The following is a 15,898-nucleotide window of genomic DNA, read 5'->3' as shown; positions in this document are numbered from 1 at the left end:
CCTTTCTCCTCTTCCTTGGAACGGGTCCGTCCGGCCCTCAAGCGACATGACAGTTTCATCAGGCCAACGCGCCTTCACCCTGAGCGACTTCGACTTCGCTCTGCCCCCCGAGCTCATTGCCCAGCACCCCGCGCCCGAACGCAGCGGCTCGCGCCTGCTCGACGGCCGCGCCGCCGCACCCGTGGACCGCGTGTTCCGCGACCTGCCCGATCTGCTGGCCCCCGGCGACCTGCTGGTCTTCAACGACACCCAGGTCATCAAGGCCCGTCTGTTCGGCCGCAAGGCCACGGGCGGCGCGCTGGAACTGCTGGTGGAGCGCGTGCTGCCGGGCCACGAGGTGGTGGCGCACATGAAGGTGAGCAAGAAGCCCCTGGCGGGCGCGGTGATGGACATGGACGGCGGCTTCACCGCCGAACTGCTGGGCCGCTGGCCCGAGGACGACGGCGCGCTTTTCCGCTTCCGCTTCAGCGGCGAGCCGCACGCCCTCATGGCCGCGCACGGCCACGTGCCGCTGCCGCCCTATATCGAACACGGCGACACCGCCGAGGACGAGCGCCGCTACCAGACCGTGTTCGCCAGACACCCCGGCGCCGTGGCCGCCCCCACCGCCGCCCTGCACTTCGACGAGGCCTTGCTGGACACGCTGCGCGCGCGCGGCGTGCACACGGCCGAGGTCACGCTGCACGTGGGCGCCGGCACCTTCCAGCCGGTGAAGACCGAGAACATCGCCGAGCACACCATGCACGCCGAGTGGTACCGCGTTCCCGAGTCGACCATCGCCGCCATCGAGGCCTGTCGTGCGCGCGGCGGGCGCGTGGTGGCGGTGGGCACCACCACCGTGCGCACGCTGGAGAGCTGGGCCGCCTTTGGCCGCACCGAAGGCGACACGCAGATTTTCATCACGCCCGGCTTCCGCTACCAGGTGGTGGATCGGCTCATCACCAACTTCCACCTGCCCAAGAGCACGCTGATGATGCTGGTGAGCGCCTTCGCGGGTTACGAGCGCGTGATGGCGCTCTACGCCCACGCCATCGAGCAGCGCTACCGCTTCTTCAGCTACGGCGACGCGATGCTGCTCAGCCGAGATTGAGGTAGACCCGCCCGCCCTCCACCTTCACCGGCCAGGTCCGCACCGGCTCGGTGGCGGGCGCGCAGGTCGGCGCGCCGCTGCGCACGTCGAAGCGGCCCTGGTGGAACGGGCATTCGATCTCATGGCCTTCCAGGAAGCCATCGCACAGCTTGGCGTGGCCATGCGTGCACAGGTTGTCGGTGGCGAATACCTCGCCGTCGATCGCGAACAGCGCGATGTCGTGCCCTTCGGGCGCCACGGGGATGCCCGCGCCCTCGAACAGGTCGGCCTCGGCGGCCACGTCGGTCCATTGCGTGGTGCTCATATCGGGTAAATGATGGCGTTGGGGATCATTTCGCTGTCGTACACGCACAGGCGCTGCGCGAACTTCAGGCCCTGCGGCGTGCGCACCACCACGTCGAGGTAGCGGCCCACGTTGAACACGGTGCTCGGCCCGTCGAGCTTGGTGCGGAACACCGCGTAGTTGGCCTCGCAGTGCAGGGCACCGTGTTCGTCCACGCGGCGCACCAGCGGCGCGCCCACCACATGGCGCTGGTAGTACGGGTCGTGGAACAGGGTCTCCTTGATGCCGTAGACGCGGTCGCGCAGCATGGCCTGGCTCTCGAAGGACAGCGTGGCCAACGGAAAGCCGCGTTCGTGGTTTTCGCGCGGCTGCAGCTTGTAGACGCAGTCCTCGGTGAAGAAGCCGGGCCACAGGTCCCAGTGGCCGCTGTCCACGGCCGAGGCGTAGTCGGCGTACAAGGCCTGCAGCTCGTGGTACAGGCCCAGGTCGAGCGTGGCGGCGTCGCGGTTCATTGCGGGGCCTCCATCACCTGGCGCCAATAGGCGTACATGCCGCGGATCAGGGTTTCGGTGACCATGTGATCGGTCTCGCCCACCTCGCGCCCGCCGAGCTCGGCCAGCGCGCGGTGCCCGGGCTTGCTGTCGAAGGCCTGCTGCGAGAACTCGATCACCTCGCCGTCGTCGGCGCTGACGAAGCCCCCCGGGCCGAACAGGTTGGCCTGGCGCAGGCGGCGCTGGGTCATCTCGGGCGTGTCGTCCTCGAAGCCGAAGTGCGTCCAGACGAAATCGAAAGCGCCATGGCCATCGGGCTGGATGTGCCGCGTGGACACGCTGTTGACCTGCTGCTGGAAGATCACGCTGGGAAACAGCGTGGTCATCACCGCCGTGGGCCCACCCCACCAGGGCTCGGGCACGATGTCGAGGAAGCGCGGGTCCTCCAGTTGCATGCTCGATTTGAAGCTGGCGACCTGCGTCACCTGCGCGGCATTGCCCGTGGCCTGGCCGGCGCTGCCGCGCGTGGAGATCATGGCCGCGTGTCGATGGTGCGCGTCCATGCGCAGTTCCGACTTGTTGTCCGCGCGCCAGAGCCCGAAGGTGACGAACCAGGTGTGCAGCAGGCCCGGGTGGTAGGGGTCCTTGATGTTCTCCTGCATCAGCTTCCAGTTGCCCGGGATGCGCTGGCGGTTGTAGCCCAGGATGTTGAGCTTGCGGCCGTCGAACAGGCGGTCGAAGTAGCGCAGGATGGTGGGGCCCATGTAGTCCTCCAGCGACTCGACTTCATGGTCGAAGGACGCGAACACCACGCCGCCGCGCACCGCCACCTTCAGCCGCGTGAGGTGGTGCTGTTTCGGATCGAAGTCCGCCGGCATGCCGCCCTGCACCTTGCCGTCCTGGCGCACGCCGCGGCGCAGCGGCACGCCCTGCAGGCTGCCGTCCAGGGCGTAACTCCACTGGTGGTAGGGGCAGACGAATTCCTTCTTGTTGCCATGGCGTTCGCGGCAGAAGCGCATGCCCCGGTGGGCGCACACGTTCTCCACCACGTGCACCGCGCCGTCCTCGGCGCGCACCATGATCACCGAGCGCTCGCCCACCACGGAGCGGCGGTAGTCGCCGGGGTTCGGGATCTCGGCCTCCAGGCCCACGTAGCACCAGTGGCCGCGGTAGAAGAAGCGCTCCAGCTCGCGCTGGTGGCGCGCCGGGTCGGTGTAGACGGCGAAAGGAATGCGGCTGGTGTCGCCGGCTTCCCAGCGCAGGGCGTCGGGCGCGTCAGCGGGGCACGCGCCAAGGGCGGGCGTGAGGTCCATGTCTTGTCTCCTCGGTGGGGCGAGGGGCTATGGTGGCGCGCGGCGCGTCATCCGGCAACGGAATCCGGGTGATACAAGATATTCACAAATAGAATACCGACCGCGATGGAGCTGTCCGAGATCGACCTGAACCTGCTGGTGGTGCTGCACCAACTGCTGCGCGAGCGCAACGTCTCGCGCGTGGCGGCCAGCCTGGGCCAGAGCCAGCCGGCGGTGAGCAACGCCCTGCGCCGCCTGCGCGCCTGCCTGGGCGACGAGCTCTTCCTGCGCAAACCGCACGGCATGGAGCCCACGCCCTACGCCCAGCAACTGGCCGAACCCGTGGCACAGGCCCTGGGCACCCTGCGCGAGGCGCTCAACGTGCGCGCCTCCTTCGACCCCGCGCGCGGCCAGCGCTGCTTCACCCTCGCGCTCACCGATGTGGGCGAGATCTACTTCCTGCCGGTGCTGATGGACGCGCTCGCCGCCGAAGCGCCCGGCGTCACCCTGCGCTGCGTGCCCGTGGCGCACGACGCCTTGCGCGAGGAGATGGCCAGCGGCCACGTCGATCTGGCCCTGGGCTCGCTGCCGCAGCTTCAATCGGGCTTCTTCCAGCAGGCGCTGTTTCGCCAGCCCTACGTGGCACTGATGCGCGCGGGCCACCCCCTGGCGGCCAGCCGCAAGCCCCTGGGCGCGGCGCAGTACCGCCAGGCCGCGCATGTGCGCGTGGTGGCGGCCGGCACCAGCCATGGCCAGGTCGACACCGCGCTGGAGCGCCTGGGCGTGTCGCGCCAGGTGCACCTCACGGTGCCGCACTACGTGGCCCTGGGCCACGTGCTGGCCGACACCGACCTCATCGCCACCGTGCCCGAGCGCTTCGCCCAGCGCGCGCTGGGCCCGTTCCATCTGGTCATGCGCCCACTGACACTGCGCCTGCCCACCAACACCATCCACCAGCTCTGGCACGCCCACCTGCACCGCGACCCCGGCCACCTGTGGCTGCGCGGGCTGGTGGCGCGCCTGTTCGGCGATCTGCCCGCCTGACGATCACCCCACCGTTTCAAGAGATTTCCCATGCTGACGTTCGAGGTTCTGACCACCGACCCCACCAGCCACGCGCGCCGCGCCACGCTCACGCTCAACCACGGCGTGGTGCAGACGCCCATCTTCATGCCCGTGGGCACCTACGGCACGGTCAAGGGCGTCACGCCTGCCAGCCTGGAGGCCATGGGCGCGCAGATCATCCTGGGCAACACCTTCCACCTGTGGATGCGCCCGGGCCAGGACGTGATGAAGAGCTTCGGCGGCCTGCACGCCTTCGAGCGCTGGAACAAGCCCATCCTCACCGACTCGGGCGGCTTCCAGGTCTGGTCGCTGGGCGAGATGCGCAAGATCACCGAACAGGGCGTGCACTTCGCCAGCCCCGTCAACGGCGACAAGCTCTTCATGTCGCCCGAGGTGAGCATGCAGATCCAGACCGGGCTCAACAGCGACATCGTGATGCAGCTCGACGAGTGCACGCCGTACGAGACCAAGGGCCACATCACCACCGAGGCCGAGGCGCGCAAGAGCATGGAGATGAGCCTGCGCTGGGCGCAGCGCTCCAGGGCCGAGTTCGAACGCCTGGAGAACCCCAACGCCCTGTTCGGCATCGTGCAGGGCGGCATGTTCGAGCACCTGCGCCAGGAATCGCTGGACGCACTGGTGGCCATGGACTTTCCCGGCTACGCCATCGGCGGCGTGAGCGTGGGCGAGCCCAAGGACGAGATGCGCCGCATCATGGCGCACACCCCGCACCGCCTGCCGGCGCACAAGCCGCGCTACCTGATGGGCGTGGGCACGCCCGAGGACCTGGTGGAAGGCGTGGCCTGCGGCGTGGACATGTTCGACTGCGTCATGCCCACGCGCAACGCGCGCAACGGCACGCTGTTCACGCGCTTCGGGGACCTGAAGATCCGCAACGCCAGGCACAAGACCGACCACCGCCCGCTGGACGAAACCTGCACCTGCTACGCCTGCGCGGGCCAGAGCGGCCTGAGCTGGGCCGACGGTGGCCGCGAAGGCTTCAGCCGCGCCTACCTGCACCACCTGGACCGTTGCGGCGAGATGCTCAGCCCCATGCTCACCAGCATTCACAACCTTCACTACTACCTGAACCTCATGCAGGAGGTTCGGGATGCGCTGGACGCGGGGACATACGGGGAGTTCAGGCAGCGCTTCCACGCGGAGCGCGCGCGCGGGGTTTGATCCTCAGAACATCAGCGGACTGGCCGCCAGCACGGGCGCGAAAGCGGCCTGTTGGTCCGTTGTCCAGTTCGTTTGACCTGGCGCAGGGGGATTGAACGCGGCCATGGCCTGCACCAGTGCGTCCACCTGCTGGTCGAACAGGCTTTGTCCCTCGCCCACTTCGAAGGCGCCCACACGCGATGAGGCTGGATCGAACCAGTCGTCCAGGACGAGGCGGTCGCTGGTGTTCATCACGCTGACCTCCAGGTTCAACCCGGTCTGGCGGAACCACAGCTGATCGCAGGCGATGCCCGGCGCGAACTCCACCGTGTCCCAGTCTGCTTCCAGCGCGTCGGATTGGTCGATGTGATCCACACCGTCGCCGCGAGCGAACTGGTAGCGATCGTCGCCCGCTCCGCCTTGCAGCACGTCGCGCCCCTGGCCTCCCCGGATGGTGTCGTTGCCGCCGGCGCCTTTCAGTACGTTGTCGCCGGCATTGCCCCTCAGCACGTTGGCCAGCGCATTGCCGCTGCCATCGATGGCGTTGGCACCCACCAGCACCAGATTCTCGACATTCGCCACAAGCTGGTGGCTCACGCTGGCACGCACCGTATCGTTGCCGGCACCAGGCAACTCGACAATCACATCGGTCGCGTCAGCCACCAGATAGATGTCGTCCCCATGCCCTCCTTCCATGTGGTCGGGCCCTGCCCCGGCGAGCATCACGTTGTTGTTCGTACCACCGAACCAGAAATATGGACTCTGCCGGTCCACGTTGTCGCCGGGCGGCGAAGCGACTGAGTCGATGGAAACGCTGCTGCCGTCGGCAAATTCCATGCGCTCCACACGCTGATTGGCGTCGGTCCAGTTCCTGAGAATCACCCGATCCGCTGTCACGATGCCGTTCTGGCGAATGTCGATGACCCGGTCCTTCGAGGTGTCACCGTGACGAATCACCAGGTCCTCGAAGTGGATGCCGGCCCCAAACCGAAGCACATCCGCTCCGGCGTTGAGGGCCACCTGCTCGTAGACCGTGTCGTAACGCCAGGCACGGGCGTCTCCCACGAACTGGGTCAGGATCTGACCATACATTGCGCTTCCGACGGGCTCGCCCTTGCTGGCCAGGAACGCGATGCCTTGATCGAGGTAACGCTGGTACTGCGCGTTGCCCACCACCGGGCCAGCCAATACCGGCTTGGGCTTGGCCACGGAAACGGTCGCCTGATCGCGGATTTCTTCCACTCCATCGCCGCGTTGGAACACATAGATGTCGTCGCCACCCGAGCCGTTCAACACATCGGAGCCAGCGCCACCCATCAGGATGTCGCCTGCCAAGCCACCACTGAGCACGTCGTTGCCTGCGCCACCAGCCAACAACACGCGTCCACTGCCCAGCGTGGACAACTGGTCGTTCCCACTGCCACCGATGGCCGCCTCCAGTTGCGCCTGCGCAAGGTTGAGGGTCACACCTTGCGTGCCAGTGACCACGGCAATGTCGAAGCCCGCGCCACCGCTGATGTTCACCTGTCCACCGATCAACAACCCGGACTGGGTGTCCTGCGCGTCGATCAGCAAGGTGTCGTCCCCATCGCCGCCGGTCAAGGTGTCGGCGCCCGCCCCGCCCGACAACCAATCGTCTCCACCGCTACCCACCAGGCGATCGTTGCCCGCGCCACCTTCCAGCAGCACGGCCTTGCGCTGGCCCGCGTTGAGCGTATCGGCCAAGGCGCTGCCGACCACGCCATCCAGTCCGGCCACACCCAGGTCAAGGCTCAAGGCGCTGCCGCGTGCCAGGCCATACACCAGTCCCCCGCTTTCGGTCATGCGCACCAGGCCGGCTTCCACGCCCGCTGACCACCCCTGCGTGTCGTAGCCCAGGCCGATGTCGGCGACCCAGCCACGCGTGCCGTCGGCGCGCTCGAACGTGGTGAAGCCCGAGATGCGGTTGCCACCGCCACGCCAATCGGTGCGGGCCGTCGTGAGGCTCACGCTGTTGATGCCGGCTTGGGCCAGCGTCTTCAACTCCCCGTCGTCGCTGACACCATTGCCATTCGCGTCCTGCCAGACACGGAACTCGGCGAAGCGCGCGTCCTGCGCATCAAGACGGCCGTCCGCGTTGCTGTCGAACACCGAGGCCAGGGCTTCCATGTCGGTGTCATCGGCCTCGTCCGTCCAGAGCGCGAAGGACAGTTCGCGCGCCCCGTCGATACGGCCGTCGTGGTTGGCGTCGACGGCGAGAAAGCCATCGTCCGGCGCGATCCATCCGACGTTGCGGCGCAGGCCATCGCCCGCCACGTCGAACCAGGCCTGGCTGTGCTGCTGGTCCACCAGCTCGATGCCGTCGCCGTCGAGGTCCAGGCCCACCGGCCACCACAGGCCCCAGTGTCCACCAGACGAAGGACCGGGGTAGTGATCGATCGCCCAGTCCCCGAAGTTGTAGCCGTACGGGTCGTTGATGAAAGGGTCGTAGTCGCCGGAGCCCCAGCCGATGTCGGAATAGCCGAAGTCGTATCCGCCGCCGTACAGGTCGCTCGGCAGACCAGGGCCGTAGTCGATGCTGCCCGGCATATAGCCCCAGTCCACGTAGCCGGTGCCGGGCCCCTGGTACCAGATGGGGTCGTGCGCGCCGGACCCGCTCGCGTCCACCACCACCGAACCATCCGACCACTCATAGGCATCCAGCAGGCCCAGTCCCTGCACACCCGCGTCGTCCAGGCTCAACGACACACCCTGCGCCTGACTGTTCTGGTTGAAGCGCCAGTAGTCACCGAGCGCGCTGTCGCTGGCCGCCAGCAGCACCTGGCCGCCCCAGTCCTCGCCCTCGGCGGCACTGCCGCTCAGGGCCCGCCACTCGGTGGCCAGCGCCAACTCACCGTCGTGCGAGCCCATCAGATCGCGCAGGCTCGTCACCCATATGGCCATGTCGTCCAAGGTGGCCCGGGCGCCTGGCTCCTGGACCAAGGCCTGGCCCACCAGCGCATCGCCGCTGTAGATCTCTGAACGTCGACCGCCATCGCTCACCTGCGTGACCGACACCGTCTGCAGGTCGGCCGACAGCGAAGCCTGCTGGCCCAGGTACTCGTGCACAACGCGGCCGTTCGCATCGACTTCGGCCTGGCGCACCACGTAAGCACCGTCTCCGTCCGGCTGCGCCCAGCGGCTGTAGATCAGTTCACCGCCGTCGCCCTTGGGCACGCGCATCTCGTACTCGCCCGTGGCGCGGTTACCGGTGATGGCGACGCCGCTTTCGGCGTACTGGGTGTAGTCCTGCGTATGAACGTCGTAGGTGGATCGCTCTTCGCCATTGGCGTTGAAGACCGCGTAGATGCCGTTGCTGCCGCCGACCAGGTTGTCGCCGGGCTGGGCCGTGAGGAACGGGCGGTTGGCCGCGTCCACCAGTTGCTTGTAGAGATCACCCGTGTCCAGGACGATGGTCCTGGTGATCGTTCCATCGTGGTTGTCGGTGCGGGTGATGCTCTTCACGGAGGCGCCGTAGAACGCGTCGCTCAACGCGGGGCCTTCGACGGGGTTGGTCAGTCGAGGGGCCGAGTGGCTGGATTCGTCCCAGATCCGGTTGCCGAAGCTGTCCACGGCTTCGTTGTGGATCACCACTGGTGCGGTGTCGTCGAACCGACGCTCCGGCGGCACGTCGGCCAGCGGCAGGCCCATGCGTTGCAGAAGCTTGGTCTGCGCCTCCAGGGACAGGGCACCCAGGCCGTTGTCGTAGACGCCGACCAAGTCGCCGTGGTTGCCCACGAGCCAGAAAATCTGGACGCGCGGGTCGTTGCTGTAGTCGTCTGCCCGGAACAGGATGCGGTATTCGTTCCCCGCACGCAGCATGACGATGTTGTCGGGATCGACATTGGCGCCGATGGCCAGGCTGCCCATGTAGCCAGTGGAGACGTTGTCGATGCCCAGCAGACCAGCCACTTTTACGCCACCGCCACCGGTGACCGGATCCAGCGGAGGGATCAGCACTCTGCCGTCGGCGGCGGTAAGCCCGCGCGCCGCGAGTTCCTGCGTGAAGACGACGGCGGCGGCGCCGCCGCGGCTGAAGCCCATGGTCATAGCGCGGATGTCGTCGGGGGAGCGGGTGGGGTCGGCGGCGAGCCAAGCACGGGCTTCGCGTTCGAAGTCGGCGTATGCCGTCTCTACAGTGAGGCGAATTTGCTCTGTGACTTGTTGGGGATTGAAAGACGAGCCGGGGAGTGTTCCGGGGGTACCTGGGCCGGGGTAGTAGCCACCCGGACGTGTCGTTCCGTATTGATCAAACAGTTGCCCCACGCTTGTTGATTGCCGGTCCTTGGAATATGAGGGATCGTTCTTGAAGTTGTTTGTGCCGTCGAAGGCAGCAAAGAACACGAATTGCCCGTCCTGAAGGCTCCGGGTACCGACTTTGGAGATGGCATCAGCCTTTTGCTGAGCGGCTTCAATTTCGGCGCCCGTCAATGGTGCAGATGTGCTAGCAGGCAAGTTGAAACTCCTTGAAAGTTTGGAACTGCGGGATCAACGGGGATAAATCTGACGAGTTTTTTCGTGCTGAAACTTCCGCGGTCCTACTGCTGGCCAATCAGGGGGGCGCGGAACTGGGTCAATCAGATAGACATATAACTGCGAGCCATTGACCACAAAGTGAATGCGCTGACGAGCCATGTCACGAGGCAACAAGGAACGCAGGTCGACCGTATCTTCATAAACCTGTCCGCTAGGCTCTTGGCGCCACTTCACGTACAAGCTATCGCCCAAGGGCATTGGGCCATTGACATTGGTGCCTTGCCGGCTTCGACCAAATTGCCGAATCGAGGTATCACTGGACGTCGTGTGCATCGCGCCCGAGCCATAGCGATAGGCCAGCACTTCATGTCCCGGGCTGTCTTGCTCGACGTTGAATCCGAATGCGTGGTTCACCAGCTTCGGCCCCGAGGCGCAAGCGCCCAGCGCAGCGGCTAGGCCCAGTAGTAAAGTTAGGCACCCCCATCGAAGCCAGTGCGGCCGTTGCGCGAGGATGGAACTGGCGTTCACTGAGGCTCTTCGTGCACCGTCGTTGGCCACCCAGCGCGCCTTTACGCGCAATTCCACCACCCACCAGACCTGCGCACACCCGTTCATTGCTCACCCTCGAAATAGCAGTGCTTTATCGAAAATTGGCTCAACCAGCGCACCTGGCAACGCCTTGGACGCCTTTGATGGTGATTTCAAATAGATCAACAGCTCACCTTCTCGCACATCCATTCGGATCCGCCTTCCCTTCATGTCCGGGGGCAACAGCAACGTCAAATCGATTTCTCGCTCAAATACTTTTCCAGACCGCCGACTCTTCCATTTGACAGACAGCTGGCCGCCTACCGGCATCAGATTCAACACCTGAACAGATTGAGGGCTTTTTCCAAATTTTTTCCAGCCAACCTCGCTTGAAGTGCCCTCCTGACGCCCATCTCCGTAGCGAAACTGCAAAATCTCAAAATCCGGACTATTTCGCCCCATGTCAAATTCAAATCCGTGCTCGACTTTTGGAACCGTGACGCCGCACCCACAAAGCGCGAGCAGCATGGTCCATACAAAACGACACAAGATATTCATTCAAACCCTCATCTATGTGCTTTCAGCTTCGCTCACAAATCATTTCACGGACCGCATTGGTTCAATGACATACCGACAAAACGCCTCTCCACAAGAATTGATCAACAACGTTCCAAACAGATAGACACCCTCGTAGTTGTCCGCCGAATTTCGGATTTTGCAAACCAGCAAAAAACCGGGTCCGTGGTAGTTGGCATCCCAACATCGAGATATTTTGGGATTGGAATTGAGCATTGGTAACAACAATATCATCTTGGCAGCGTTGTGTGCGCTGCGCAGCGTCCGATCTTTCCAGGCGAGAACGTATTGAAGCGCTTGCTTGGCCGTTCCCAAATCCTGGACCAGCGACATGTGCAATCGACGAACATCAACGCTCAAATGCCCTTGGCTGTGAAGCGTTGTGCTCAAGGTGCACGCATTCTCATCAGCGCACTCCAGCGTCATCTCGGAACTGTCGCCGGCTTGCTCAGAACTCAACTGATACCGCCCACTAATGCCATCATCCGGCGCAGTGCGCACCTCGCCGATTGATGACATTTGAAAATTCGGTTGCAACTCATCAGACATCGCATCTACCATGGGACTGATCAGAATTGCCAAAGAAAGCAATCGAAAGAGCGTCATGTGAATTCCAAGAAAGACATCGGTGCAGAAAACCTGCTGAAAATGAGCCCTGTTTGTCGCATCGGCCAACATGCCTAGGAATACCGCCAAAGTACTAAATTCACCACATCCCTGAGGCAGCGCATGCGCCCAGGCGACGCCCTGCCCGCTCAGGGCCGGTCATGATTCCGGCCGCACGCCATCGCCTCCGCTCCCATGACCGCAGCCCCCATCCCCCGCCACGTCCTCCCCGTCCTCGTCTTCGCCCAGTTCGCCGGCACCTCGCTCTGGTTCGCGGTGAACGCGGTCATGCCCGACCTGCAGCGCGAACTCGGCTGGGCGACCAGCGCCGTGGGCACGCTCACCTCGGCGCTGCAGTTCGGCTTCATCGCGGGCACGCTGGTGTTCGCGCTGCTGGCCATCGCCGACCGCTTCCCGCCCCGCCTGGTGTTCCTGGTCTGCGCGTTGGCGGGCGCGGCCTGCACCGTGGGCGCCTGGTGGACGGTGCGCGAGTACACCGCTTTGCTGCTGTGGCGCTTCGCCACCGGATTCTTCCTGGCCGGCATCTACCCCGTGGGCATGAAGATCGCCGCGCAGTGGTACAGCAAGGGCCTCGGGGGTGCGTTGGGTCTGTTGATCGCCGCGCTGGTGGTGGGCTCGGCCAGCGCGCACGCGCTGCGCGCCCTCGGCGACGCCCTGCCCTGGCCCACACTGATGCTGGGCGTGGCCGCGCTGGCGGCGTTCGGCGGTGTGCTGCTGTACCTGGGCATCGGCGACCCACCCGGTGCAGCGGCGCGCGTGAGCCAGTTGCAGTGGCGCGCGCTCGGCACGGTGTGGACGGACGCGCGCGTGCGCTCCTCGGTGCTGGGCTACTTCGGCCACATGTGGGAGCTCTACACCATGTGGGTGATGGTGCCGCTGATCCTGGCCACGCGGCTGTCGGGCACCGAGCTGTCGTGGGCCGCCTTCTGGGTGCTGGGCGCAGGCGCCATCGGCTGCGCCGGGGGTGGCTGGGTGGCGCAGCGCTGGGGCAGCGCGCGCGTGGCGGGCACGCAGCTCGCGGTCAGCGGTGCCTGCTGCCTGGCCGCGCCACTGCTCTTGAACGGATCCGACGCGGCCTTCTATGCCTGGCTGTTGCTCTGGGGCATCACCGTGTCGGGCGATTCGCCGCAGTTCAGCACGCTGACCGCGCGCAACGCGCCGCCGCAGGCGGTGGGCAGCGTGCTCACGCTCACCAACAGCATCGGTTTCGGCATCAGCATCGCCAGCATCCTGCTGTTCGTGTGGCTGGCCGAGTCGGTGCCGCTGGGCGCGCTGCTGCCCTGGCTGGCCATCGGCCCCGCGCTGGGGCTGTGGGCGCTGCGCCCGCTGCTGGCCGAGGAACGCGCCCGCGCCTGATCAGCCGTCCTTGGCTTCCAGAAATTCCTGCGGGTCTGGCAGCGGCGTGGTGTTGACCTGCATCTCCTCGGGCTTGAGCTGTTCGGTGAAGCCTTCGATGGAGCCCATGCTCTGGCGGTCGCGCCGCGCCACCGGGTCGGACAACAGATAGGCCACCGACAACTGCCCCAGCGCGCGCAGCGAATCGACGTGCGTGCGCTCCTGCGCATGCGAGGCGTCTGCCCCGAAGCCGATGAGCGCGGTGCGGATGTCGTTGCCCGCCTCCACCGCGGCGGCCGAGTCGCTGCGGTAGAACTTGAAGACGTCGCGCCGGTGCGCGATGCCATGCGCCTGCGCCAGCTTGATGAGCTTGTGCGAGAGGTGGTAGTCGAAGGGCCCCGACAGGTCCTGCAGGCAGATGGTGACGGCGCGCTCGTCCGTCGTCTGGCCCGGTGCGGCGATGGCGATGTCCAGGCTCACCATTTCAGCGATGTCGCCGTGCAACGCGGCGGAGGCACCCGAACCCACCTCCTCGGTGATGGTGAACAGCGGGTGCACGTCCACCGGTGGCGTGCGGCCGCTGTCCTTGAGCGCCTTGCAGGCGGTGAGCAGCACCGCCACCGCCGCTTTGTCGTCGAGGTAGCGCGCGTTGATGTAGCCGCCCGGCTGCACCTCGGGCTGGGGGTCGAAGGCGATCCAGTCGCCCACGTGGACGCCCGCGTCGGCCAGATCGACCTCGTTGAACAGCGGCAGGTCCAGCCGCACCTCGACGTTGTCCCAGGTGTTGGGCTGGGTGTTGATGGCGTCGCCGAAGGCGTGGCCCGAGGTCATCAGCGGCAGGCAGGTGCCACGGATCTGCTGCGTGTCGGTGAACAGCGTCAGCCGTCCGCCCTCCGCGAAGCGCGAGGACCAGGTGCCGATGGGCACGACGCCCACGCGGCCGTTGGGTTTGAGCTCGCGCACCATGGCACCCAGCGTGTCCAGGTGGGCCACGATGGCGCGCGCGGGGTGCCGCTCGCGTCCCCTGAGCGTGGCGCGGATGGCGCCGCGTCGCGTGATCTCGTAGGGAATGCCGAGGCCGTCGAGCCGGCCCGCGACGTAGCGCACCACGGCATCGGTCAGGCCCACGGGGCTCGGGATGGCGAGCAGTTGCAGCAAGGTCTCTTCGAGGTAGGCCTCGTCGAGTGGCGGCAGGGGGGCGGGTGCGTCGTCTTTCATAGGGCAGCGACCTCCGTTTGTGCGGTACCTGGGAACAGCAGATCGACGAAGCGCTGCGCGGTGGGCTGGGGCTCGTGGTTGGCCAGGCCCGGCCGCTCGTTGGCTTCGATGATCACGTAGTCGGGTCCCTCCACCGAGGGCACGAGGAAGTCCAGCCCGGTGACCGGAATGTCCAGCACGCGGCTGGCCTGTTCCGCCGCGGCTTTGAGCGCGGGGTGCAGGCGATCGGTCACGTCGTGGATGGTGCCGCCGGTGTGCAGGTTGGCGGTGCGCCGCACCGGCAGCGATTCGCCGAAGGGCAGCACGTCGCTCAGCTTGCGGCCCTGGCCGGCCAGGCAGCGCTTCGTCTCGCCATCCACCGGGATGCGCGATTCGCCGCCCGTGGCCGCGGCGCGGCGGCGGCTCTGTTTGTCGATGAGTTCCGCGATGGTGGACTGGCCGTCGCCCACCACGGTGGCGGGCTGGCGAACTGCGGCGGCCACCACCTGGTGGTTGATGACGACGATGCGCAGGTCCTGCCCTTCGCAGAATTGCTCGAGCAACACGCCGCCGCCGAACTGCGCCGCGTGTTCGATCGCGGTCTCCACCTCGTCGATCGCGGTGAGGTTCACCGCGATGCCCTTGCCTTGCTCGCTGTCCACCGGCTTGACGACGATGGCCCCGTGCTGGCGAAGAAAGGCCTCGTTGGCCTCGCGTTCGCCCGCCGTGACCTGCGCGGGCACGGCCAGGCCCGCGCGTTGCAGCAGGCGGGCGGTCACGCGCTTGTCGGCGCAGCGGCTCATGGCCACGGCGCTGGTGAGCTCGCTGAGCGATTCGCGGCAGGTCACCCCGCGCCCGCCGTGCGTGAGGCGGAAGTAGCCGTGCTCGGCGTCGATCACCTCGACGCGGATGCCGCGCCGCTGCGCCTCGTCCACGATGATGCGGGCGTAGGGGTTGAGGCCGTCGCGGTCGGCGCCTTCGGTGAACAGGGGCTCGTTGATGGCGTTGCGCCGCTTCACCGCGAACACTGGGATGTTCTGGAAACCCAGCTTCTTGTAGAGCGCGATGGCCTGCGTGTTGTCGTGCAGCACCGACAGGTCCATGAAGGCCCGGCCGCGCGCGATGAACAGCTCGGCCAGGTAACGCGTGAGCGCTTCGCCGATGCCTGGGTGGCTGGCCTGCGGCGCCACGGCCAGGGCCCAAAGGCTGCTGCCGCCGTTGCCGTCGCCGAAGGCGCCGGCGTGGTCCAGGCCCATGGCCACGCCCAGCACCTCACCGCTCTGGCGGTCTTCGGCCAGCACATAGACGCTGGTGCGGTCGCCACGGTCGCCCCACACGCGTGCCGGGTCCACCGGGACCATGCGCCGCGCGCGGTAGATGGCGTTGATGGCGGCGACGTCGGCGCGCGAGCGCAGGCGCCGGATGGTGAAACCCTGGCGGCGCGCGCGTTGCGGCGCGTAGGCGTTGAGCGCGAGCCGGAAGGTTTCGGACGGATCGACGAAGAGCTGCTGCGGCGCGTGGGAGACCACCACGTGCGGCTTGTCCAGGTAGAACGCGATGTCGCGCTCGCCCGCCGTTTCCTGCAGCAGGGCCTGGGCGATGGCGGCCGGGTCGTCGAAGGTGTGGCCACCGATGAGGCGGCCCCAGCCGCAGTGCACGATGGCGTTGCGCTGTTCGGTGGCCTGGTGCGGGATGGCGGAGCGCTCCAGGCGCAGGGCGCGGGGAGCGTGCTGGCGAACGGTGCTCATCTCGGGTGTCT

13 protein-coding genes are annotated in these 15,898 nt (G+C 66.5%); 4 read left to right on the top strand and 9 right to left on the bottom strand.

The features are described from left to right. Positions 1 to 46: 46 nt before the first annotated feature. Positions 47 to 1,090, top strand: a complete 1,044-nt coding sequence (queA, locus tag GTO19_RS18510; RefSeq protein WP_291023449.1) for a tRNA preQ1(34) S-adenosylmethionine ribosyltransferase-isomerase QueA — start codon at positions 47 to 49, stop codon at positions 1,088 to 1,090. Here the strand turns inward: queA and GTO19_RS18505 are convergent. From GTO19_RS18505 to GTO19_RS18495, 3 genes are read right to left on the bottom strand one after another with little or no spacing between them, the layout of a single operon-like run. Then, a complete protein-coding gene (locus GTO19_RS18505) occupies positions 1,077 to 1,394 on the bottom strand; it encodes a non-heme iron oxygenase ferredoxin subunit (RefSeq protein ID WP_291023446.1) in 318 nt (105 codons plus the stop codon). The two genes, queA and GTO19_RS18505, sit on opposite strands and share 14 nt — an antisense overlap. Continuing rightward, entirely contained in the window at positions 1,391 to 1,885 is a 495-nt protein-coding gene (locus GTO19_RS18500) for an aromatic-ring-hydroxylating dioxygenase subunit beta (protein ID WP_291023444.1), read from the bottom strand. Before GTO19_RS18500 ends, GTO19_RS18505 begins: the two co-directional genes overlap by 4 nt. Beyond that, positions 1,882 to 3,177 carry an aromatic ring-hydroxylating dioxygenase subunit alpha gene (locus GTO19_RS18495; protein WP_291023442.1) on the bottom strand — a complete coding sequence of 432 codons (1,296 nt, stop codon included), beginning with the start codon at positions 3,175 to 3,177 and terminating at the stop codon, positions 1,882 to 1,884. The genes GTO19_RS18500 and GTO19_RS18495 overlap by 4 nt, the downstream gene beginning before the upstream one ends. 105 nt (positions 3,178 to 3,282) lie before the next feature. Between GTO19_RS18495 and GTO19_RS18490 the strand changes: the two genes are divergently transcribed. Both GTO19_RS18490 and tgt read left to right on the top strand, forming a co-directional pair. Continuing rightward, positions 3,283 to 4,200, top strand: coding sequence for a LysR family transcriptional regulator (locus tag GTO19_RS18490; RefSeq protein WP_291023440.1), 918 nt, complete (start codon positions 3,283 to 3,285; stop codon positions 4,198 to 4,200). Positions 4,201 to 4,230: 30 nt separating this feature from the next. Continuing rightward, a complete protein-coding gene (tgt, locus tag GTO19_RS18485) occupies positions 4,231 to 5,403 on the top strand; it encodes a tRNA guanosine(34) transglycosylase Tgt (protein ID WP_291023438.1) in 1,173 nt (390 codons plus the stop codon). A gap of 3 nt (positions 5,404 to 5,406) precedes the next feature. On the opposite strand, the gene GTO19_RS18480 is transcribed toward tgt, so the two are convergent. From GTO19_RS18480 to GTO19_RS18465, 4 genes are all read right to left on the bottom strand, one after another. After that, positions 5,407 to 9,831: a calcium-binding protein gene (locus GTO19_RS18480; RefSeq protein ID WP_291025879.1), complete on the bottom strand. Its 4,425-nt coding sequence runs from the start codon at positions 9,829 to 9,831 to the stop codon at positions 5,407 to 5,409. Between the two features lie 57 nt (positions 9,832 to 9,888). Beyond that, complete coding sequence (locus tag GTO19_RS18475; protein ID WP_291023434.1) at positions 9,889 to 10,290, bottom strand: hypothetical protein; 402 nt, start codon at positions 10,288 to 10,290, stop codon at positions 9,889 to 9,891. A gap of 204 nt (positions 10,291 to 10,494) precedes the next feature. After that, positions 10,495 to 10,962: a hypothetical protein gene (locus GTO19_RS18470; protein WP_291023432.1), complete on the bottom strand. Its 468-nt coding sequence runs from the start codon at positions 10,960 to 10,962 to the stop codon at positions 10,495 to 10,497. A 39-nt stretch (positions 10,963 to 11,001) separates the two neighbouring features. Further along, complete coding sequence (locus GTO19_RS18465; protein WP_291023429.1) at positions 11,002 to 11,586, bottom strand: hypothetical protein; 585 nt, start codon at positions 11,584 to 11,586, stop codon at positions 11,002 to 11,004. A 195-nt stretch (positions 11,587 to 11,781) separates the two neighbouring features. On the opposite strand from GTO19_RS18465, the gene GTO19_RS18460 reads away from it, so the two are divergent. Beyond that, the gene (locus tag GTO19_RS18460; protein ID WP_291023426.1) at positions 11,782 to 12,963 is read left to right on the top strand and encodes a nitrate/nitrite transporter; all 1,182 of its coding nucleotides are present in this window, start codon (positions 11,782 to 11,784) and stop codon (positions 12,961 to 12,963) included. Here GTO19_RS18460 and GTO19_RS18455 read toward each other — a convergent pair whose 3' ends face one another. Both GTO19_RS18455 and ngg read right to left on the bottom strand, forming a co-directional pair. Then, positions 12,964 to 14,160 (bottom strand): osmoprotectant NAGGN system M42 family peptidase, encoded by a 1,197-nt coding sequence (locus tag GTO19_RS18455; RefSeq protein WP_291023424.1) that lies wholly within the window; start codon positions 14,158 to 14,160, stop codon positions 12,964 to 12,966. Next, the gene (gene ngg / locus GTO19_RS18450; RefSeq protein ID WP_291023421.1) at positions 14,157 to 15,887 is read right to left on the bottom strand and encodes an N-acetylglutaminylglutamine synthetase; all 1,731 of its coding nucleotides are present in this window, start codon (positions 15,885 to 15,887) and stop codon (positions 14,157 to 14,159) included. The genes GTO19_RS18455 and ngg overlap by 4 nt, the downstream gene beginning before the upstream one ends. Between the last annotated feature and the right edge of the window lie 11 nt (positions 15,888 to 15,898).

Source organism: Hydrogenophaga sp., from assembly GCF_011772445.1.
GTDB lineage: Bacteria > Pseudomonadota > Gammaproteobacteria > Burkholderiales > Burkholderiaceae_C > Hydrogenophaga.
Note: the sequence above shows the minus strand (reverse complement) of the source record. Positions and strands in the feature narration are given on the sequence as shown.